The 20,833-nt window shown below is 40.1% G+C and carries 19 protein-coding genes and 1 pseudogene; 15 read left to right on the top strand and 5 right to left on the bottom strand.

The window, feature by feature from the left end; all coding sequences use genetic code 11:
- Nucleotides 1–72 precede the first annotated feature (72 nt).
- The gene (locus PQ460_RS12710) at nt 73–651 is read right to left on the bottom strand and encodes a TetR/AcrR family transcriptional regulator (RefSeq protein WP_274170005.1); all 579 of its coding nucleotides are present in this window, start codon (nt 649–651) and stop codon (nt 73–75) included.
- 195 nt (nt 652–846) lie between these two features.
- Between PQ460_RS12710 and PQ460_RS12705 the strand changes: the two genes are divergently transcribed.
- A complete protein-coding gene (locus PQ460_RS12705) occupies nt 847–1,536 on the top strand; it encodes an NAD(P)-dependent oxidoreductase (RefSeq protein ID WP_274170004.1) in 690 nt (229 codons plus the stop codon).
- Between the two features lie 109 nt (nt 1,537–1,645).
- Here the strand turns inward: PQ460_RS12705 and PQ460_RS12700 are convergent, their stop codons facing one another.
- A complete protein-coding gene (locus PQ460_RS12700) occupies nt 1,646–2,107 on the bottom strand; it encodes a hypothetical protein (RefSeq protein ID WP_274170003.1) in 462 nt (153 codons plus the stop codon).
- A gap of 412 nt (nt 2,108–2,519) precedes the next feature.
- Here PQ460_RS12700 and PQ460_RS12695 point away from each other — a divergent pair, with 412 nt between their 5' ends.
- The 5 genes from PQ460_RS12695 to PQ460_RS12675 all read left to right on the top strand — a co-directional run bounded on the left by PQ460_RS12695 (nt 2,520) and on the right by PQ460_RS12675 (nt 6,022).
- Nucleotides 2,520–3,224 carry an SDR family NAD(P)-dependent oxidoreductase gene (locus PQ460_RS12695; protein ID WP_274170002.1) on the top strand — a complete coding sequence of 235 codons (705 nt, stop codon included), beginning with the start codon at nt 2,520–2,522 and terminating at the stop codon, nt 3,222–3,224.
- A gap of 269 nt (nt 3,225–3,493) precedes the next feature.
- Complete coding sequence (locus tag PQ460_RS12690) at nt 3,494–3,958, top strand: MarR family winged helix-turn-helix transcriptional regulator (protein WP_274170001.1); 465 nt, start codon at nt 3,494–3,496, stop codon at nt 3,956–3,958.
- Nucleotides 3,959–4,163: 205 nt separating this feature from the next.
- The gene (locus PQ460_RS12685) at nt 4,164–4,835 is read left to right on the top strand and encodes an NAD(P)H-dependent oxidoreductase (protein WP_274170000.1); all 672 of its coding nucleotides are present in this window, start codon (nt 4,164–4,166) and stop codon (nt 4,833–4,835) included.
- Nucleotides 4,836–5,020: 185 nt separating this feature from the next.
- Complete coding sequence (locus PQ460_RS12680; RefSeq protein WP_274169999.1) at nt 5,021–5,599, top strand: Crp/Fnr family transcriptional regulator; 579 nt, start codon at nt 5,021–5,023, stop codon at nt 5,597–5,599.
- Nucleotides 5,600–5,677: 78 nt separating this feature from the next.
- On the top strand, nt 5,678–6,022 hold the full coding sequence (locus PQ460_RS12675) for a darcynin family protein (RefSeq protein ID WP_274169998.1): 345 nt from the start codon (nt 5,678–5,680) through the stop codon (nt 6,020–6,022).
- A gap of 117 nt (nt 6,023–6,139) precedes the next feature.
- Here PQ460_RS12675 and PQ460_RS12670 read toward each other — a convergent pair whose 3' ends face one another.
- The 3 genes from PQ460_RS12670 to PQ460_RS12660 form a co-directional block, all read right to left on the bottom strand.
- Nucleotides 6,140–8,659: an FAD-dependent oxidoreductase gene (locus tag PQ460_RS12670; protein ID WP_274169997.1), complete on the bottom strand. Its 2,520-nt coding sequence runs from the start codon at nt 8,657–8,659 to the stop codon at nt 6,140–6,142.
- On the bottom strand, nt 8,656–8,970 hold the full coding sequence (locus tag PQ460_RS12665) for an ArsR/SmtB family transcription factor (protein WP_274169996.1): 315 nt from the start codon (nt 8,968–8,970) through the stop codon (nt 8,656–8,658). The genes PQ460_RS12670 and PQ460_RS12665 overlap by 4 nt, the downstream gene beginning before the upstream one ends.
- A gap of 257 nt (nt 8,971–9,227) precedes the next feature.
- Complete coding sequence (locus PQ460_RS12660; RefSeq protein ID WP_301262276.1) at nt 9,228–9,596, bottom strand: winged helix-turn-helix transcriptional regulator; 369 nt, start codon at nt 9,594–9,596, stop codon at nt 9,228–9,230.
- A 333-nt stretch (nt 9,597–9,929) separates the two neighbouring features.
- Here PQ460_RS12660 and PQ460_RS12655 point away from each other — a divergent pair.
- The 9 genes and pseudogenes from PQ460_RS12655 to PQ460_RS12615 form a co-directional block, all read left to right on the top strand.
- Nucleotides 9,930–10,661, top strand: a pseudogene (locus PQ460_RS12655) (NADPH-dependent F420 reductase); the annotation flags it as partial.
- A 132-nt stretch (nt 10,662–10,793) separates the two neighbouring features.
- Nucleotides 10,794–11,156 (top strand): nuclear transport factor 2 family protein, encoded by a 363-nt coding sequence (locus PQ460_RS12650; protein WP_274172932.1) that lies wholly within the window; start codon nt 10,794–10,796, stop codon nt 11,154–11,156.
- A 358-nt stretch (nt 11,157–11,514) separates the two neighbouring features.
- Nucleotides 11,515–12,705, top strand: coding sequence for a glycine C-acetyltransferase (locus PQ460_RS12645; protein WP_274169995.1), 1,191 nt, complete (start codon nt 11,515–11,517; stop codon nt 12,703–12,705).
- A 37-nt stretch (nt 12,706–12,742) separates the two neighbouring features.
- A complete protein-coding gene (locus PQ460_RS12640) occupies nt 12,743–13,702 on the top strand; it encodes an L-threonine 3-dehydrogenase (protein ID WP_274169994.1) in 960 nt (319 codons plus the stop codon).
- Between the two features lie 528 nt (nt 13,703–14,230).
- Nucleotides 14,231–15,109, top strand: coding sequence for an alpha/beta hydrolase (locus PQ460_RS12635; protein ID WP_337993916.1), 879 nt, complete (start codon nt 14,231–14,233; stop codon nt 15,107–15,109).
- Nucleotides 15,110–15,185: 76 nt separating this feature from the next.
- Nucleotides 15,186–16,688: a phytoene desaturase family protein gene (locus PQ460_RS12630; RefSeq protein WP_274172930.1), complete on the top strand. Its 1,503-nt coding sequence runs from the start codon at nt 15,186–15,188 to the stop codon at nt 16,686–16,688.
- A complete protein-coding gene (locus PQ460_RS12625; protein WP_274169993.1) occupies nt 16,675–18,072 on the top strand; it encodes an aldehyde dehydrogenase family protein in 1,398 nt (465 codons plus the stop codon). Before PQ460_RS12630 ends, PQ460_RS12625 begins: the two co-directional genes overlap by 14 nt.
- Before the next feature lie 50 nt (nt 18,073–18,122).
- Nucleotides 18,123–19,652, top strand: a complete 1,530-nt coding sequence (locus tag PQ460_RS12620; protein WP_274169992.1) for a phytoene desaturase family protein — start codon at nt 18,123–18,125, stop codon at nt 19,650–19,652.
- A 27-nt stretch (nt 19,653–19,679) separates the two neighbouring features.
- The gene (locus PQ460_RS12615) at nt 19,680–20,777 is read left to right on the top strand and encodes a glycosyltransferase family 2 protein (protein ID WP_274169991.1); all 1,098 of its coding nucleotides are present in this window, start codon (nt 19,680–19,682) and stop codon (nt 20,775–20,777) included.
- The last annotated feature ends 56 nt before the right edge of the window (nt 20,778–20,833 follow it).

Below are 20,833 nucleotides of genomic sequence, written 5' to 3'. Positions count from 1 at the left end.
AGGAAGGAGTTAAATTACACATAAACAAAAGCAAAGTATTTCTATACAGGATTTAAATTAAATATAAACTTTTTATAAACTGGGACGATCATATACATCTACCTCAAGATGACGTTCAAGCAATAATCCTAATCGCTTAGCCATAAAAGCAGGAGGGTGAGGTTTCTCATGCTTGATCCACCATTCGACTACTCCTAAAATCGCTGCTCCTAAAAACTGAATATCTACATAATCTTCTTCAGTTAATGGTTGCTTCTTTTGATCCAGTATTCCTTGTTCTAACTCTTGAAGAAAAAATGCTAGAAATCGTGTACGAAAAAAAGAACTTCCTTTACTGGCTAGCATTGCAGAGAAAAATGAATACTGACTTTCAAAATATTCGAACCACAACAATCCAGATTCTACATAACTATCATTCATGTCTTGTGAATTGCAAATGTCTCTCATTTCTTCAATATGCTCTTGAATAAGCTTATCCAGCAAATCAAACTTGTCTGTATAGTGAAGGTAAATCGTTCTTCGGCTAACATCTGCTTGATCAGCGATATCTTGGATCGTAATCTGATCAAACTTTTTCTCGATCATAAGATCAATAATAGCCAATTTGATCGCTTTTTGTGATTTCCGTACTCTTCGATCTATTTGCGACATGTTATTATAACCTGCTTTCTTCCAAATAATGCACAGTCTGAAGAAGAACGTGAACTACTGCACAAAACCTGTTGTTTTAATCATTGTAAATGCTGTATTTCTATTTAGTATTATACATAGTTGTTTCTTAATACACTAATGTGCATTTTTAGATATGAATATATGTATGAAATGATCCAGGGAGGAAATAGAAAAATGAAAGTTACTGTTATTGGAGCTACAGGAGCTACAGGTAAGAAAGTAATAGAGCGTTTACTTCAATTAGATCATGAAGTTCATGCTGTATCTCGTCGACCCGAAGTTCATACATCGACTAAGCAACTACATATTTATCAGGGAGACGTATTGGATACATCCACTATGATAAAAGCTATGATAGGTACAGACGTGGTTATCAGTTGTATAGGACCAACCAAAACATTTTCATCAGGTCATATCATGTCAAAAGGAGCTTTGAATGTTATTGCAGCCAATTTCTCACCGGGAACTGTGATGTCAGAAGGGATGCCGAATATTTTATCAGCTTGTCAGCAAGCAGGAGTTGGGCGTGTGGTGATGCAGAGTGGCATTAATTTGAGTGATGGAAAAGAATTTTCTGCTTTTAATCGGGTTGCTGTACGTACGATGCGGTTTATTTTCTCCAAAGCGATCAAAGATAAAGCAATCGCTGAGCAGGCAGTGATCGCGAGTAACTTGGATTGGGTGATTGTACGTCCTTCTGTGCTTAGTCATACCGCTGACTCTGTCCAATATACAGCAGGGCCTTTAGCCCGGATTGAGCCACTTCATCCTCTATCATTTGTAGACTGTGCAGACTCTTTGGTTCGAGCAGCAACAAGTGAGCCATCATGGATCAAAAAGATTATTAATGTCGGAAAATCATAATTTGTACTAGTAAAATCTTAAATAATTATAGATAAAAAACACCTCCAACGTGGAAGAGCAGCAAGTGATCTGCTTTCGAATTGGAGGTGTTTTGCAAATGAAGAATAGATTAAGACCAGCGATCAAACCAGTGAATATCAGTGATAATATCCTGATCTAACGGAATACCGTATGTTTCGTTGATCCATTTTAAGCTATTAAGTTTGTTTTTGACGACTTCTGCTTCTTCTGGAGATAGTTGCTTATCCATTACTTTGATGACGATATAGTCGCTCCAGAAATCATAAAAAATCACCGGTGCTCCAATCGCATCTTCAACAGCCCGATAAAATTGTCCACGCGGTTCACTATCGCCTGCCATAATCGTATCCATAAAATCAATCGAAAAACGGATACTGTGATAATTAACAGATGCTTGCGATGTAGAAGATTGCACAGCAGATGTTGTTCCTGTGGAGAGAGGAGTAGAAGTACTATTGTATAGGTCACTATCGGATGCTGAAGCAGAAGTCACCGGAAGAATCGAAGCGAATAAAGTAGCAGATAACAATAAAAAAGATAATTTTTTCATTATAAACCTCCTGTATAAGTGTAATAGAGGTACAGCCAAAACAGAATCATGTAACACCTCAATAAACAGCTAATCTTTTCCCGATAGATGCTGTTAGTATGTAATACATTCCTCCTTTATCGCTTAATACATATATGCGGAGAATACACCTAAATTATATAATATTTTTTTCATTAATATACCTAAATTGTAAAAATATTCTTTTTAAATTTATAAAATAATAACGATAGTATGATCATATACTACGTCAGAAAGTACCGTTGATAAACAAGCAATAAGTCCATATAAATAATAGTTCTACAAATAACTTGCATGAAAAGAAAATATATTTTAAAATGTTGATATGTCAACAGTTGATTTATCAACGTTATTACTTTTGATGAAAATAAAAGCTAATCTAAGGAGAATACCCATGACAAAAACAGCATTAGTGACAGGAGCAAATAAAGGTATTGGATTTGAAATTGCCAAGCATCTACTGCAAGCAGGATATCATGTATTAGTAGGAGCACGTGATCAAGAACGTGGAGAAGTAGCCGTAAATACACTTAAAGCATTTGGTCATGCAGAGTTACTATTAATCGACGTAGCTGATCTACAAAGTATTGATCAAGCGGTCAATCATATCAAGCAAAACTATACTGATTTGAGTCTGTTGGTAAATAATGCGGGTATCCCTGGAGATATGCATAAAGTAGGCTGGGAATTTGATGTAGAAGAGTTAGTAGCCACTCACCAAGTAGACTTTATTGGCCCATTCGCTCTTTCTAAAGGGTTGTTACCGCTATTGATTGCGAATAAAGGCATAATTCAAAATATCAGCATACCGATTGAGCCACTATCATTTTTTAATGCTTTTGCTTATCAGACTGCAAAAGCTCCTTTGAACGTTATGACCAAGTCATGGGGAATGAGCTTTGAAAAAGAAAATATACCAGTTGAAATTTTTGCAGTTATGCCAGGAGCTGTCTCTACTGATCTGAATGGAAATATGACAGGCGATTTTGTAAAAACTACTGCGCAAGCTGCTGAAATTATTGTAAGTTATATATTAGATGATCAGAATCACAATGGACAGGTGATCAATTACGACGGTACTCTGACTGTATATCAATAAACCGTTATCTATTTTATATGTATGATAATTGTTACCAGCCCTCTTTCTTATCTATAGAAAGAGGGTTTTATCTATATAGAGTAGCCTAGCATGTAGAAGAACTACTGATTTTTTTCACTACATAGGATAGTCATCTATTATGATGTGCTATGCCGTTTTGAGAGTTATATGAATGTGTTTATTATCGAGATCAAGGAACAGACTTGCTTGTAAAAAAAGGATTAAAGTTGTATATTGTCTAATACGCTGTACACCTATAGTAACAAAATATGATTACGAAAGATGGGATGGTTTTGAAGAAAGATTGGTCAGAAGAGAGTGCGTTGTTATACCAAATGTATCGTGTAAACAATGCGATAAATACGACATTTGATGCTTATATTAGTATCAGCCAATCTCGCTTTGAAATACTTGCTTTAATATATCAAGAAACAGAAATTAGTCAAAGTGATCTACAAAAAAAAGTGACGATTGATAAAGCGGCTGTCGCTAGACATCTCAAACAGCTTGAAGATAACAATATTGTATTGCGAAGAAGAAAAGATGGAGATAACCGTATGATTTTAGTACAATTGACAGACTACGGTAAAGAAGTTATTGAGAATTCTCAAAAAGAAAAAGAACAATTTGCCAAAGGGCTGTTGAATAATATTAGTGATACCGAGTTCAATATGCTCAAAAAAGTATTAGATCAATTAAATGAAAATGTGAAACAGATGAAAGATAACACGTAAATCTCTCAAAGCTCAAGCAAATCAAACAATCAAATACTTGCTATCCAAGCAGATAGTAATCCAAAAGTCGGTCTATAATGATCGACTTTTTTTGCATTTATCCAGAGGAAATAAAATCTTCTTGCTGTACATAATATTTTATTGTATATTTGTTGATACATCAACGTTGATGTATCAACAAATATAATAATGGAGGAATCATACTATGAATACAACAGAAGAGAAGAAAAATGAGATTTTAAGTGCTTATCAATTTAGACACGCTTGTAAGAACTTTAAAACTGATCTACAAATTGCGGATCACGATTTTCAATTTATTTTAGAAACTGCCAGATTATCTCCTAGTTCATTTGGTTTTGAACCGTGGAAATTTGTAGTGGTGCAAGAAAAAGAACTTCGTGATAAGTTAAAACCTATCGCAGCCGGAGCTCAAAGACAGATACCAACCTCAAGCCATCTGGTATTTATTTTAGCTAAAAGAGCGAGTGAGTTAACGTTTGATTCTGCATATATAACCCATATGATGAGCAATATTCAGCAGATGCCCGATGGAGTAGCGACATTTGTTTCGAATATGTATAAGTTATTTACAGAAGTTGAATTAGAGAATAATGCTCAATTGATGCATGAATGGGCATGCAAACAAAGTTATATTACAATGGCGAATATGATGACAGCAGCAGCTCAGATCGGAATAGATTCTTGTCCGATTGAAGGAATCGACAGAGAAAAAGTAGCTTCTCTATTTCACGATGAAGGAATTATCGACAAAAATGAGTTTGGAGTCGCTTGTCTGGTTGCTTTTGGCTATCGGGAAGAAGAACCGAAGCGTCCTAAAATGAGACAATCTTTAGAAGAAATTGTAGTATGGGCATAAATTAGTGATTATAGGTAGGCGGGTCACTACTTTAGTGACCTTTTTATCATCAGCAGGTAGCATATAATCATTTTATTACATATAAATGTATACAAAACAATGCGAAAGAGAGAAACTATACTCAACTACATGTATGATGGCTTTAGCACAAAAGGTCAATATTGAATAGGAGAGAGGCAATCATCATGGAGCATCATTATCAGACACTTCAGTCTATGGCTTATCAAGCTTCTATAACACCTATAGAGTGGAAATGGTTTGTACATGCAACAACAGTAAAGTCTATTGCACATGGAGCGACTATTATTGAAGCTGAAGATCATGTAAATCATGCTTATTTCTGTACACAAGGGTTATTTCGCTTGTATTATACTTTAGCAGATGGACGAGAATATAATGTCGCTTTTACATTAGAAAATGATTTTGCTACCTCGTACGGAGCTATGATTACCGGATTAACATCAAAATACACTATTCAGGCGATCGAAGATTCTACCGTTATCGAGATTCCTTATTCTACGTTGCAAATGCTTATGGATCAAAGTCATGGATGGGAACGATTTGTTCGCACAGCTCTAGAACGACTGTATGTCCGTAAAGAAGAAAGGGAACGAGAATTGTTATATTTATCTGCTTTGGAGCGTTATCACGCTTTTCTACTCAAATATCCAGGGCTTGAACAAAGAATACCCCAATATCATATTGCTTCTTACCTCGGCATCTCACCTGTATCCCTGAGCCGCATTTTGCATGAAAATCATTAACCTATGTTAATGCAGTTGTAGATTATGTCCTTTACACTAGACCTATAGCAACCATTACTTAGATGAGGTGAAAGACATATGCGACAAATGATGATCGTTTTACTAGAGTTTTATCCTTCCTGGTTAGCGTTACCACGAGAACAACGCAGAGAACATGCAGAAGTATTACAGCAAATTATAAATAAGTATCGTTCATCGATTACAGTACGTTTTTTTGATGCTGAAGCTTTGCCGGGCAAAGATTATACTGATTTTGTAGTCTGTGAGACAGAAGATCTCAAACATTACCATTATATGTGGGAAGAAATTCGTGACTCCGAGACATATACTCAAGGATATATGAAGATCAAAGATGTGATCATGGGTTTGGAAAATGCTTTTCAATCGTATGAGAAAGAAGCTTTGCAGATGTCTTCCAAATAAAAATTTATGCAATGAATCATTAAGATTCGTCCTTATAGATATTAAAGTCTGATCAAATACAAAAGGAGCGCCATTTTATAGGCACTCCTTTTTACGTGGATTATCAGTCATTTTGAATTAGACAAAAAGATTATGATTTGCTTGAGAAGCCTGTCCTAAATAATAACCGACGCCTACACTTTTAACATGATCCATCAATTCGTCAAGGTGAATATTCATCAGATCCATCGACATCTGGCAAGCTACCATTTCTACACCTTGATCGACGGCACTCTGTATAAGTTCTTCTAAAGAAGGAACATTATGATGTTTCATAAGACCACGAATCATTTTGGGACCCGCGCCAAACATATTCATTTGGGATAAGCGTAGCTTATGGCTAGTACGAGGGAGCATCATATCAAACATACGACCAATCATTGTTTTGGAGATTGGCTGAGGAGACTGTTTGCGAATAATCGTTAATCCCCAGAAGGTAAAGAACATAGTAACTTTGCGACCACTGGCAGCAGCACCGTTAGCAATAATTAAGGAAGCAATTGCTTTATCTAGATCACCACTAAAAACGACCATTGTACTAGCAGGATCGGCTTCTGTAGAAATGGAAGGCGAAAGCTCCGAGTTCTGCTCTGCTATTGTTTTGCCAATGACTGCTTCAATTACTCCACCGTTACCACGCTCTAATTGGAGAAGCGTAGACTTAGACATTGCTGTCCATGCTTTGATATCTTCGTAAAAGCCAGGGTCAGACGCTTGCACATGTAAAGTCTGTCCATTGGATAGTTGATCCATTGTCTTCTTAACCTGTATAAGAGGGCCGGGACAGCTTAATCCACGTACATCCAATTCAACATCTATATGCATCGGTTGAGCAGTTGGATGTTCGGTAATATGCGATCCATTTTCTACTACAGTAAGGGTTGGTAAAAGATCAGGTTGTCCATTGTTATTGCCGTTTGGTTCTTCGGAAGAAAAAGAGCTGGTCTGAAATTGAGCCATACGGTATGTTTTGTAACCGCCGCTTAAGTTTTTAGTCTCAAAACCATGCTGACGCAAAATTTGAGAAGCGGTATAGCCACGTAATCCAACCTGGCAATACACCCAAATTTCTTTGGAACGATCCAGTTCGCTCAACCGCTGACGAAGTTCGTCCACTGGAATAGACAGTGATCCAGTGATATGTCCATTGTGATGCTCCAGTTCACTACGCACATCGAGCAAAATAGATTGCTCAGAGTCACGTTCTGCTAGCTCATCATACGTAAAGACCTGCACACGTCCAGATACTATATTCTCTGCTGCATATCCAGCCATATTCACAGGATCTTTGGCAGAAGAATACGGTGGTGCATAGCTAAGTTCAAGTTCTGCCAGATCATGAATAGAGCCACCAAAATGAATAGCTGTAGCAATATCATCAATTCGCTTATCTACACCCTCATAACCAACAGCTTGAGCACCTAAAATTTTACCTGTTGGTGTAAATAGCAACTTGAGTGTAATAGCACTGGCACCGGGATAGTAAGAGGCATGAGAGGAAGGATGAACAATCACACTCTGGTAGTCTATACCCAGACGTTTGAGCTTCTTCTCACTACTTCCTGTAGAAGCACCGGTGAGATCGAATACTTTAATCACAGACGTACCTATCGTTCCTTTATAACTAGAGTTCAATCCAGCGATACGGTCAGCAACAATCCTACCTTGTTTGTTAGCAGGGCCTGCTAGCGGAATCGTTGTCTGGCTTCCATGAATATAATCTTTCACCTCAATAGCATCTCCAACAGCATAGATATCTGGTAAATTAGTTTCAAGCGATTCATTGACAACAATATGTCCGCGTGATCCAAGAGCAATGCCACTACTTTGCAGGAAGGAAGTGTCAGGTCTTACTCCGATCGCAAGAATGACCAGATCAGCAGATAGTGGACTACCATTTTCAAGTTCAACACCAATACCTTGTTCGTAGGAATGAAAGCCGATCACACGTTGCTTGAACATCAGCCTCACGCCATGTTGCTCCATTTCTTGTGCGAGTGCTGTCGCCAGTTCAGGATCGAACGGAGCTAGTAGCTGAGGATTACTTTCTATGAGGGTTACGTCCAGACCGGCTTCGCGCAGGTTCTCTGCCATTTCTACACCGATAAATCCTCCACCTACAACAATGGCTGATCGGGTATGTTGGGAAGTAACACGTTCTTTGATGAGCTCAATATCAGTCACATTACGTACAGTAAAGATAAGTGGATGATCATTGCCAGGCAAGTTAGGAATAAAAGGACGAGCACCTGGAGATAAGATCAACTTATCATAACTTTCTTCATATAGACCACGTTCAGGATGTTGGATCTGGATCGTACGAGTATCCGGATGAATAGCTATAACTTCGCTTTGTGTACGCACGTCGATTTGAAAGCGATCCGCCATGCCTTTTGGCGTTTGAACAAGCAAGCGTTCACGGTCGGTAATAGAACCCCCAATATAGTAAGGTAATCCACAGTTAGCAAAAGAAATATGAGGCCCTTTTTCAAACATAATAATCTCAGCATATTCATCTAGTCGGCGTAAACGTGCCGCAGCCGATGCACCTCCAGCCACACCACCGACAATCAATACTTTTTGACGTTGTTGATTCATGATTCGCAATCTTCCTCTCCAAACAAAATATGGACGATCGGTTCGATCCGAGGGTCAGCGAGAAGATAGTTAACTTCTAGCCCACTACGTTCAGTGATAACAATCCCTGTGCTACGAAGCTTCTGTAGATGTTGTGAAATCGTTGATTGTGGAATATCCAGACATTCTTGCATATATGAAACGTTACATTTACGTTTGCGTATAAGTCCACGCACGATGCATAAGCGAATAGGATGCGATAAAGCTTTCAACAGATTAGCAGGCTCATCAAATTGTTTTAAATCTTTTACATCAAAAGCGGTAGTGTCCATATGAACCCTCCTTATATCGTTATATTAGAATAATACGATATAGTGAACAAAGAGTCAATTCAAAGCATTTTTACATTCTATTGACCCAAACAGTTGATACTTATTTCAATTAGTTCAGAATGTATATTAAAAAAACCGACTTCTATAGCAAGTCGGTCTTTTTAGGTTATCAATAAAAGGGGCGAACGATCTGAACGAAAGTGACTTTTACATAGGGCGGTCATTTTTCTTCAAGTATCAAATATCAAACGTGATATTTATTTTAAATTGGATTCTCCCCATTCATACATGCTATTCAGGATCGGCAGGAATCTCTTACCGAGATCGGTTAGCCAATATTCAACTTTCGGTGGAACTTCTCGGTAAACTTCCCGGTGCAGTAGCCCATCGGTTTCTAATTCTCGTAACTGCTTTGTAAGCATCGACTGTGTAAGATCTGGATAAGCCCGTCGGATCTCTCCAAATCTTCTTTTATTTTCGGACATGTACCACAATAGAGATAATTTCCATTTACCGCCGACTAATTTTTGTACCTTATTCAGTCCACACTCGGATGAACTTCCACTGCTCAATTTTTGCTCTTCGTTCATCCCACAATCAGATGAATATTTATGAGTATGCTCCATATTTGTTCCCCCTAGATCAATAATAAGCTTTTAAAAAGCCTGTCAGATCACATTAGTATTAAATTTGATAGTATGTTCTAAAAATAATCGTACTTGTTTAAAGTAACATACTTCAATAAGATAATAAAGGCAAGCAGAGTAGTGAGTTCAACGATATTTTTTCTCCGCCAATCGGATATTTATTTGATAAATATAGGCTAAAGTCGCTCGTTATGTCGGGATTTATTTTTGTATCTATTATGCTGTGATTGTTCATTAAATTTGCCGAGACGAGATAGGAAATTGAATGGCTGATCATTACTTTAAAAACATTACAATCCAGGAGGAATACAAATGAGATTTGGAATTATAGGTGCAGGAAATATTGGATCCACTCTTTCACGAAAGTTAGTTCATAACGGACATGAGGTTAAAATTGCAGATGCTCGCGGTATTGATCGACTGGAAGGAAAGGAACTTGTAGGGGAGATTGTTACCATAGAAGAAGTAATCAAAAATATTGATATATTAATTACATCTATTCCTTTGCCTGCATTATCTGATATTCGTAGTATCATACAGCAAGTTGAAGAACATGTGATTGTGGTCGATACGTCAAATTATGCTCCAACAATCAGAGATCAGCGAATAGAAGAAATCGAAAATGGCATGGTAGAAAGTGTATGGGTGTCAAATCAGTTAGGTCGCCCAGTGATTAAAGCATTTAACAACCTATTGACTGAAACATTAGACAAAGATGGCAAACCGGAAGGGACTCCATATCGTATCGCTATGGCTATTGCCGGAGACAACCAGGAGCAAAAGCAAACTATCGAGAAGATGGTGAGTGAACTTGGATTTGATGCGGTGGATAGTGGGAATTTAAGCGATTCTTGGAGACATCAGCCCGGCACTCCAGCCTATTGCACAGAATTAACAAAAGAAGAACTTGTCCTTGCTCTGGATCAAGCAGACAAACAAGTAGCAATTCAATTAAGAGAACAATTTATCGAAAGAATTACAGAACTTTTTGCTAAAGGTAATGTAGAAAAGCAAGTCGTTGTAAATTTAAAACGAGAAATATACAAACCAATCCTTTTGCCCAAAGAAGGATTAGAAGAAAAGACAGAGACACATCCAGTGCAACAACTTTTACAAAACATTATCCAAAGCACAAGTACCAAAGGCGAGGGAACGACTTTACTTTCTGACGAGTACATGAAGAATACATTAAAAAATTATTTAAAATATTTCAATGAACAAAATGCAGATGCTGTTATTGATCTACTAGCAGATGAGATCATCGGTGAAGATCCTGTAGGCACGAATCCTATAGTAGGCAAAGAAAACTTTGAAAGCTTTATCCGAGAAGGCATCGTTAACGTGAAAAAAGTAGACCTGTTAGCTCCAATTCGTACATCTTTCGCTAATTCGGCTGCAATGATGATCAATACACACATTTTGGTAGAAGGAAAAGAAGTCGTTATCGAAACGATCGACGTCGCACAGTTTGATTCCTCAGGAAAAATAACCCGTCTTCAGGCGTATTGGGGAGCAGATAATGTAAGTCTGGTGAAGTAATTGCTTTTGTGTAGATTAATATCGGATCCTTTCTTCGATCAATCATGTTGCATGATTGTAAGCAATAAGTTAGCATGATTTAGACATTCTATAAGTAAAGATCATCAAAAGGCATTTTCTCCGAATCGATGGAGAGAATGTCTTTTCTGTTGAGAGTATAGATAAGGTATTCATATTAGTAAAAGCATAGTTAGTGAAAGTAAATAGAATAGGTGTTTATACAATATGTCCTTCATGTGTGTACAAATGACAAAAAAGATGATACATTGGAATCAGCATATTGACTATATTGTAAGCGTTTACTTAAAGATTTAATGTCTTCTGTATGAGGACATATGTTTAATGAGGAGGGAATGAAATGTCTAGTCAAGTATTACAACAATTTTTGACTATGGGTATCGAGGGTCTAAAGACGAACGGTCTATATAACGTTATTGACACGCTACAGGGTGCTAATGGGCCTGTTATTCAGATTGCTGGAAAGTCTCTAATCAATTTGTCTTCCAATAACTATTTAGGACTCGCAACCGATCAGCGCCTGATTGATGCTTCAGTGAAGGCGGCGCAGACATACGGTGCTGGCGCAGGAGCTGTGCGAACCATAAATGGTACGATGGATCTGCATATTGAGCTTGAAGATAAGCTTGCGCATTTCAAAAAGACAGAAGCTGTTATCGTGTATCAATCGGGATTTAACTGCAATATGGCTGCGATATCTGCGGTCATGGATCAGCATGATGCGATTCTATCAGATGAGTTGAATCATGCTTCGATCATTGATGGCTGCCGCTTATCGAGAGCAAAGGTGATTCGATATAAGCATTCAGATATGGATGATCTAAGGCAAAAGGCGAAAGAAGCTATAGAATCAGGACAATATCATAAAATCATGGTCATCACTGATGGCGTGTTCTCGATGGATGGCGATATAGCTAAGCTACCTGACATTGTCAATATAGCTGAACAATTCGATCTGATTACGTATGTGGATGATGCACACGGTTCGGGGGTTCTAGGAGCAGGTGCAGGAACCGTTAAGCATTTTGGATTATCTGACCGTATTGATTTTCAAATCGGTACGTTGTCCAAAGCGATCGGTGTTGTTGGCGGTTATGTCGCTGGTAAGAAACAACTGATCGAATGGTTGAAGCTGAGAAGTCGTCCATTCTTGTTCTCAACTTCACTACCACCGGCTGCAATCGCTGCTTGTAGCGCATCCATCGATATTTTGATGAATGATACAGAACTGATCGAGAAGTTATGGGCGAACAGCAAGGAATTGAAGCGAGGCTTGAGTCAGCTTGGATATGATGTAGGTCAAAGCGAAACACCGATCACTCCTTGTATCATTGGCGATGAATTGACCACCCAGCAGTTCAGCAAACGTCTTCATGAAGAAGGTGTCTATGCCAAGGCTATCGTATTCCCAACGGTACCTAAAGGAACTGGCAGAATACGCAATATGCCTACCGCTGCCCATACGAAGGAGATGCTGGATCAGGTGATCTCTGTCTATGAGAAAGTTGGTAAGGAAATGAAACTGATCTAAACGCATTCACGGAAGTCTACTTCGGGAGGAATGTCTGATGAAAAAGATATTGGTAACGGGAGCACTCGGTCAGATCGGTTCAGAGTTAGTGATGAAGTTACGTGAGCTATATGGCGCAGATCACGTCATTGCTACAGACCTTAAGTCATCCACCCATGAAATCACTCGCTCTGGACCATTCGAGCTGCTGGATGTGACGAATGATAAGGCAATGTTCGAAATCGCCAAGCGATATGAAGTCGATACTGTCATCCATTTGGCTGCATTGCTGTCAGCTACCGCAGAGGAGAAACCTCTGCTTGCTTGGAATCTGAATATGGGTGGATTGATGAATGCACTTGAGGTATCTAGAGAGCTTGGCTGCCAATTCTTCACACCTAGCTCGATCGGAGCTTTTGGTCCTTCCACTCCAAGAGATAATACCCCACAGGATACCATCCAGAGACCAAATACGATGTACGGTGTGAATAAGGTATCAGGTGAACTGCTTTGTGATTATTATTTTCATAAATATGGGCTAGATACAAGAGGACTACGCTTCCCCGGTTTAATTTCTTATATGACACCTCCTGGCGGGGGAACAACCGATTATGCAGTAGAAATATATTATGCAGCCATAACGGCTGGAAGATATACATCATATATTGCGAAGGACTCGAATATGGACATGATGTATATGCCAGATGCGCTGGACGCTATCATTGATTTAATGGAAGCAGACTCATGTCGGTTAGTACATCGGAACTCATTTAACGTCACCGCAATGAGTGTTGATCCAGAGGCAATCGCTGCATCGATTCGAGAGGAGATTCCTGGCTTCGTTCTTGATTATGATGTGGACCCGAAGAGACAAGCGATCGCAGATAGTTGGCCGCATTCTATTGATGCAACAGCAGCTGCAAGAGAATGGGGATTTCATGCCCGCTATGACTTGAAGGCGATGACGAAGGATATGCTGGCAAAGCTAAGTGAGAGATATATACTTCGTAAAGCTTAGAGTTTTGTGAAGTACATGTTCTAATCTAATGTAAGAAAATGTGCGGTGTCTTCGAAAACGTTCTGTTGTTTGGGCTTACTGTCAGAATATAAGTAGAGTTGGGATAGACGGTGTATGTTTTGTTAGGGTTGGAAATTTTTTCGTAAATCATAGCGGCGTGATCATTTCCATAGCATTCATTAGAATCAGGACTTTGAGATAGACATCCATCTTAAGGTCCTTTTTTATGCGAAAATAAATTTCCCGAAATTTCCATATGATAATATGTTGAAGGCGACTATTATGTAAATAGGGATGGTAGAATACGTAACCGAATGACGCTTTAACTCTAGATATGCGCAATATAATATAAGATATTCTTCACAAAATTGTCACGTCAAACGCTGATTAATCAGTATTTGACGCTTTTTTTTAAAAGTTAGTACATTTAAAGGAAAAAAGGGTAATAGCATTAGAGAACTAATGTTAGAAACGATTCATTTCCAGTTTAAATGGTAAAAAAGCGAGGTTATCCTAATGTTCACCCATATGGCTGCAAGGTTAATTCGTCTTTTCCCTAATCAGGCGAAAAAGACGCCCATGCTCCCCTTCGAGCCAGTGAAGGAAAAAAAAGAGATGAAAGTAGAGACATCTGTAAAACTCACGGATATTTCCTTCTACTATCCCTCAGAATCTAAACTGAAAAAACTCCCATTGTATATTAATTTTCATGGGGGAGCGTTCATCATGCACGACAAGGAGATGGACGATCCGTACTGTCGTTACCTGGCTAACCGGACAGGATGCATCATTGCGAATGTGGAATACGCAAAAGCGCCGGAGTATCCTTTTCCCAACCCACTCGAACAAGTCTATGAAGTGTTTCGCTGGATCCAGAGCAAAGCCGACGATTTGAACATCGACACGGAAAAAATGATGGTTGGCGGACAAAGTTCGGGAGCCAATCTGGCTGCTGCGCTCTGTCTCTATTTGGAGGAAAAAAAGGAAAAGCAACCGCTACTTCAAGTGCTGTCATGCCCGATGCTGGATTTTGCGACTCCACATGCCAACAAGCCGGAAACGGACAAATGGCGGGCACGATATCCTCAGGTCGCTCACTTTTTGAACATGTGCTACGTCCCGGAAAAAGGTCAAGCAGAACATCCTCTCGCTTCTCCTGTTCGCGCTGTCATAAGCAAACATTTGGCACCTGCCCTTATTCTCATCGCAGAACATGATGCTTTCAGACCGGAAGCGGAATGTTATGCAGAGAAATTAAAGGAAGCTGGGGTACATATTGAGGAAAAAGTATTCAAAGACTGCAAGCACGCTTTTACCCACCTGGGTCCAAAAGAAAAAGCGGAGGAAGCCTGGAAAATGATTGCACGTAAAATCAGAGAAACAGCGAATAAGCGGTATGCAGAATAAAGTAAGGCATATGCTGGCTTGGCGCAACAATGAACACCATTCTTGATTGATGGAAGGAGAAACAAGACAAGTGAACATGACAAACAAAAACGTAGTAGTTATCGGAGGCGGACTTGGAGGACTGTCAGCTGCAATTTCGCTGGCACAGGCAGGATATGAGGTATCTTTATATGAAAAAAACGATCACATCGGAGGAAAGTTGAACCGACTGGACCAGGACGGCTTCGGTTTTGATTTGGGTCCGTCTATTCTGACAATGCCTCAAGTGTTTGAGAATTTGTTTGCTGCCAGCGGCAAATCAATGAAGGACTATGTGCAGATTGAAAAGCTGAATCATCAATGGCGTTCCTTTTTCCCTGATGGAAATATCATCGACTTATATGAAAATCTACAGGACATGCAGGAGAAGAACGACTCCCTAAGTGAAAAAGACATGCGCGAGTATAAGGATCTGCTTGAATACTCCAAAAAGATCTACGACATGACAGATAAAACCTATTTTAAGCATGGTGTAGATAGCACAAGAGAAATTATGAAGCATACGAGTCTGTTTGGTGCGTTAAAAAATTTCGATTTGTTTTCTACTGTTCATGGAGCAATCGACAAGCGGATCAGCAATAAACAATTGCGCGATATGCTGTCCTACTTCATCAAATACGTAGGTTCTTCGCCTTACGATGCACCGGCTGTTTTGAATATGATGATTTACATGCAACATGATCAGGGATTATGGTATGTACCCGGTGGACTGAATAAACTGGCAAACGGTTTGGTAAAGCTGGCTGAAGAAGTAGGAGTTCATTTCCATCTCGGAACACCCATCGTCAAACTCGAAAAAAACAACAAAGAAATCACGGGAGCTTTTTTGGAAGACGGAACAAAGCTGACTGCAGATTATTACGTTTCCAATATGGAGGTTATCCCGGTTTACGAACGGTTGCTAGACGAAGACACACGCTTTGTAGGCAAATTAAAGAAAAAATTCGAACCGGCCAGTTCTGGTCTTGTTTTGCATTTAGGCGTGAAAAAAAGCTACCCTCAGCTTCGCCATCATAATTTCTTTTTTGCGGAAAATATGAAGCAGCAAATGCAATCCATTTTCCATGAACATACCCTGCCAGAGGATCCGGTTATTTATTTGGTTAATGTTAATAAAACCGATCCATCGCAGGCTCCTGAAGGACATGAAAATATCAAAGTATTGCCCCACATTCCTTACATACGGGATCAGAAACCATTCACTCAGCAGGACTATGAGCAATTTGCCGAGCGAGTTCTGATCAAATTGGAAAAAATGGGCTTACACGATTTGCGAGCCAACATCGTGACTAGAGATATGTGGACACCGGAAGATATCAGAAAGACGTATGGCTCTGACCGCGGTGCTATTTACGGAACGGTATCCAATCGTAAAAAAAATAAAGGATTCAAGCATGCCAAACAAAGCGAACGCTATAACAATCTATATTTTGTAGGCGGAACGGTAAACCCGGGCGGCGGAATGCCGATGGTTACGTTAAGCGGCCAGCTGGTCAGCAAAAAAATTGTGCAGAGGGATGTTTCACATGCCGGACAATGAAAATCATTTTCTGAAGACCTTGCCTGAAAAGCAGCGTGAAGAATTACTGCGCCAAGGCAGCCCTTCAAATGAGATGCGTAGAAAACAGCTTTTAAAGCTGAAAAGTATTCTTGTGGAACGCGAAAAAGAATTAACGGATGCACTTTATTCCGATTTGGGTAAACCGGCATTTGAATCTTTTTCATCGGAGATTGCCGTTCTGTTGAACGAGATCGATTACGTCTGCAAACATATCAATAAATGGAATCGTACCCGAGGTTCCCGGTACTTGAAATTAGGCTATATCGAATCACTACGAAAAAAGAGACATCCGTACGGAAGCGTACTGGTTATCGGTTCATGGAATTATCCGGTCCAGCTTACCCTAATGCCTGTGATCGGAGCTATTGCCGGAGGGAACTCTTGTATTATCAAGCCGTCCGAATATGCACCGGCAGTAGCCGAGCTGCTAAAAGAAATCATCAATCAGGCTTTTCCGCTTGAACAACTGCACGTGGTAACAGGAGATTCGCAAACCGCTAGCCTGCTGACTGCAGCACCGTTTGATTTGATTTTTTTTACAGGCAGCGGGCAAACTGGTAAGCGAGTGGCGGATCAGGCAGCCAAGCAGCTTACGCCGGTAATTCTGGAACTCGGCGGGAAAAACCCGTGTATCCTTGACGAAACGGGCTTTTCGGCTGCTGCTGTTAAGGACATTGTGTGGGGAAAATTCATCAATGCTGGCCAAACTTGTATTGCGCCGGATACCCTTTTTGTTCAGCGCTCCGTTTACGAAAAAACGCTGGCTGAAATTTCTACGGTGCTTTCTGATTTCTATGGGGAGCAACCTCAGACAAGCAGAGATTATGGTCGAATCTGTACCGAAGCCCATTTTCAAAAAGTGATAGATTTTATCGAACAGGGCACAGTTCAGTATGGCGGTGTGTATGATCAAGCCGACCGGTTTATCGCTCCAACTGTGTTGACAGATATTGAGCCGGGAAGTGCAGTCCTGGAAGAAGAAATTTTTGGCCCGGTTCTTCCGGTCATTCCCTATACCGATTTGAATTCATTATTATCCAGTGGCAGTCTGCAGCGTGATGCGCTTACCGGATACATATTCAGCACCGATAAACATCGAATTGAGCAGTTTAACGAATATATGCGTTCCTCGACGATCAGTGTCAATCAAGTAATTCATCATGCGGCGAGTCCCCATATTGCGTTTGGTGGAGTTGGCCAAAGCGGATACGGCGCTTATCATGGCAAAGCCGGGTTTCTGGCTTTTAGCTATGAAAAAACGAGCGTTCGAACGTATCATTATCTACGCTTTTCGGGCAAATTCCCGCCTTATTCGGAACGAAACATGAAAGCTTTGAAGAAGTTGAGAAAGAGGATTCTGTAAACAACCAGTATCGCAACAAAGAAAACAGGATGCGGAAATGAGGATTTTGTATGAGTAAAAAGGTAATAGTCATCGGAAGTGGGGTGGCGGGTCTTGCCTCTGCCATCAGGCTTCAGGCTGCTGGCTACCAAGTAGAAATCTACGAAAAAGGTTTGACACCCGGTGGTAAAATGAACCGGATCGAACTGGACGGAGGATACAAATTCGATTTGGGACCTAGCATCGTGATGATGCCAGAAATCTATCGGGAACTATTCGAAGTGTGCGGCCGTGACCCGGACGATTATATTCCCATGGAAAAACTAGATCCGATTTATCGGGCTTATTTTAGTGATATTCCTGATGAGCCTTTTGACATTTCCTCCGATATGACCAAGCTGACTAAAACGATCGAAGCGATCAGTGAAGAAGATACAGCAGGCTTTTTTCGGTATCTGCATGAGATTTATCAAAAATTCATTATTGCTAAAAATTATATTCTTCCCAGGCCTTTCCGTAAAAGGAGTGACTTTTATAACCTCCCAATGCTGAAAAAGGCAATAAAATTAAAACCTTACGATACCGCGGATAAATTTGTCGGTCGATATATCAAGAACAAAAGGCTGAGACAGATGATCAGCTTTCAAACGTTATATATTGGCATCTCACCTCTGACTAGCCCTTCTTTTTATACAATGATTCCGATGCTTCAATTTTTATATGGAGTATGGTTTATTAAGGGCGGGATGTATACGATGGCTTTGTCGATGGAAAGACTCTTCAAAGAGCTTGGAGGAATCATTCATTACGGCCAAGATGTACAGCAGATATCTATTCAAAATCAAAAAGCGGAAGGGATTGTCGTGGACGGGCAAAACATTTCTTCGGATTATGTCGTTTGCAACGCAGACTTTCCTTATGCGATCAAACATCTGGTACAAGACAAGTCTGCCAAAGGACAGTATACCGACGAGAAAGTCGACAGCATGAAATATTCTTGCTCCTGCTTTTTGCTGTACCTCGGTATGAACCGCAAGTATGAAGAAACTGACCATGTGCATAATTTTATTTTCAATGAGGATCTGGACCAGAATCTCAATGATATTTTTGATGGAAAAAAACTGACGAATGCTTCTTTTTACGTGTATATCGCGTCAAAAGCAGATCCTTCCATGGCTCCTGAAGGAACAGATGGATTGTATATTCTGATGCCTGTATCAAATGCAGCCGAATCCAATTATAAGTGGGACGAGGAGACGGTTGCTTATTATCGCAGTTACATCTTAAATGAATTGAAAAAGATTCGTGGTTTTGAAAATGTGGATAATGAGATTGTGACCGAAACGCATATCACACCACTGGATTTCAGTTCCAAGTTCAATGCGTATAATGGTGCTTCGTTTGGTTTGCAGCCTATTTTAAAACAAAGCAACCACTACCGTCCGCAAAGCAAAGCGAGCGATTGCGAAAATTTGTACTTTACTGGAAGCAGTACACATCCCGGCGCTGGCGTTCCAATCGTACTTCTATCTGCCAAAATTGCCGCTCAAGAATTGATCCAAGATGATACAGGCAATCTGTTTGATTATTCGGTAAAATAAAGAAAGGGGGCGAATGTTATAACGGTTTTGGACATTATTAAACTGGCGATTGGATTTGGGACGCTGATAGTCGGCTTCCTCATGTTCTGGTCGCTACCTGTGCCCCGTGCCTCCTCCAGAGGGGCAACCAATCTACCGTTTCTGTCTATTATTATTCCTGCTAGAAATGAAGAAAGCAGGATCGTGCCTTTGCTGCAGTCCCTAAAGGAGCAGCGGTTTACTTCATTCGAAATTCTGGTTGTGGATGACGATTCATCGGACAAGACCGTTGTTGTAGCGGAAAGTTTCGGTGCAAAGGTGTTGCAGAACGAAGGAGTAGGGAAATCCTCAGCCTGTTGGCACGGCGCCGAACAAGCTAAAGGAAGCTGGTTATTATTTTTGGACGCGGATACCAAATTCGAAAGCACAGAGGGGCTAAACAATCTGTTGCAGTTTTATCAGGAAAAGGGAGCCAGAGGTATTACAGCATTGCAGCCTTTTCATACGGTAGAGCGCTTGTATGAACATCTTTCTGTTATTTTTAACATTATCGTTGTAACCGGAATGAATCTGTTTACCATTTGGGGTTCGCGTTTTAAAACGGCCGGTTCGTTTGGTCCGTGTATTTTATGCAATCGCGATGATTATTTTTTGTCTGGAGGGCATAAAAAAATCGAGGGAGCCATCATGGATGATCTGGCACTAGGAGAGGCGTTTCTTGAACAAAATCTTCCTGTACGCTGCCTGGGGGGTAAAGGTATTATATCTCTGCGCATGTATCCCGAAGGCATTGGCAGTCTGATCGAGGGCTGGTGTAAAAGTTTTGCCGTCGGTTCCAAATCGACGCATCCGGTTGTCATGTTCATGGTCATCTTATGGATATCCGGCAGTTTCATTGCTGCATCCGCTCTAGTTTCTTCCCTGATAGCATGGAATCCTGCTACCATCCTGTTGAGCGGGATACTATATGTCTTGTATGCCATTCAGACAGGATGGTTTGCCAGCAGAGTCGGGGACTTCAAAAAAGCGATTTTTCTTGTTTACCCGATATGGTTTGCGTTTTTTATAGGCATCTTTGTATATTCCTTTATCAGGGTAAATGTTTTCCGTTCCGTGAGCTGGAAAGGTCGCAAAATCAAAGTCTGAATACTTGATGATATAAGCTAATTGTTAAATCAAGTTTTTGGGAGACCTCTTGTACA

It is taken from the genome of Paenibacillus sp. KACC 21273 (assembly GCF_028736095.1).
GTDB lineage: Bacteria > Bacillota > Bacilli > Paenibacillales > Paenibacillaceae > Saccharibacillus > Saccharibacillus kyungheensis.
This window is presented reverse-complemented; position numbering and strand designations above follow the sequence as displayed.

Coding starts and splice junctions, on each gene's coding strand:
- PQ460_RS12665 (WP_274169996.1), bottom strand. CDS start 8,970: ATGGACACTACCGCTTTTGATGTAAAAGATTTAAAACAATTTGATGAG.
- PQ460_RS12640 (WP_274169994.1), top strand. CDS start 12,743: ATGAAAAAGATATTGGTAACGGGAGCACTCGGTCAGATCGGTTCAGAG.
- PQ460_RS12680 (WP_274169999.1), top strand. CDS start 5,021: ATGGAGCATCATTATCAGACACTTCAGTCTATGGCTTATCAAGCTTCT.
- PQ460_RS12705 (WP_274170004.1), top strand. CDS start 847: ATGAAAGTTACTGTTATTGGAGCTACAGGAGCTACAGGTAAGAAAGTA.
- PQ460_RS12645 (WP_274169995.1), top strand. CDS start 11,515: ATGTCTAGTCAAGTATTACAACAATTTTTGACTATGGGTATCGAGGGT.
- PQ460_RS12695 (WP_274170002.1), top strand. CDS start 2,520: ATGACAAAAACAGCATTAGTGACAGGAGCAAATAAAGGTATTGGATTT.
- PQ460_RS12650 (WP_274172932.1), top strand. CDS start 10,794: ATGAAGAATACATTAAAAAATTATTTAAAATATTTCAATGAACAAAAT.
- PQ460_RS12700 (WP_274170003.1), bottom strand. CDS start 2,107: ATGAAAAAATTATCTTTTTTATTGTTATCTGCTACTTTATTCGCTTCG.
- PQ460_RS12710 (WP_274170005.1), bottom strand. CDS start 651: ATGTCGCAAATAGATCGAAGAGTACGGAAATCACAAAAAGCGATCAAA.
- PQ460_RS12690 (WP_274170001.1), top strand. CDS start 3,494: ATGATTACGAAAGATGGGATGGTTTTGAAGAAAGATTGGTCAGAAGAG.
- PQ460_RS12625 (WP_274169993.1), top strand. CDS start 16,675: ATGCCGGACAATGAAAATCATTTTCTGAAGACCTTGCCTGAAAAGCAG.
- PQ460_RS12635 (WP_337993916.1), top strand. CDS start 14,231: ATGGCTGCAAGGTTAATTCGTCTTTTCCCTAATCAGGCGAAAAAGACG.
- PQ460_RS12670 (WP_274169997.1), bottom strand. CDS start 8,659: ATGAATCAACAACGTCAAAAAGTATTGATTGTCGGTGGTGTGGCTGGA.
- PQ460_RS12620 (WP_274169992.1), top strand. CDS start 18,123: ATGAGTAAAAAGGTAATAGTCATCGGAAGTGGGGTGGCGGGTCTTGCC.
- PQ460_RS12630 (WP_274172930.1), top strand. CDS start 15,186: ATGACAAACAAAAACGTAGTAGTTATCGGAGGCGGACTTGGAGGACTG.
- PQ460_RS12685 (WP_274170000.1), top strand. CDS start 4,164: ATGAATACAACAGAAGAGAAGAAAAATGAGATTTTAAGTGCTTATCAA.
- PQ460_RS12660 (WP_301262276.1), bottom strand. CDS start 9,596: ATGGAGCATACTCATAAATATTCATCTGATTGTGGGATGAACGAAGAG.
- PQ460_RS12675 (WP_274169998.1), top strand. CDS start 5,678: ATGCGACAAATGATGATCGTTTTACTAGAGTTTTATCCTTCCTGGTTA.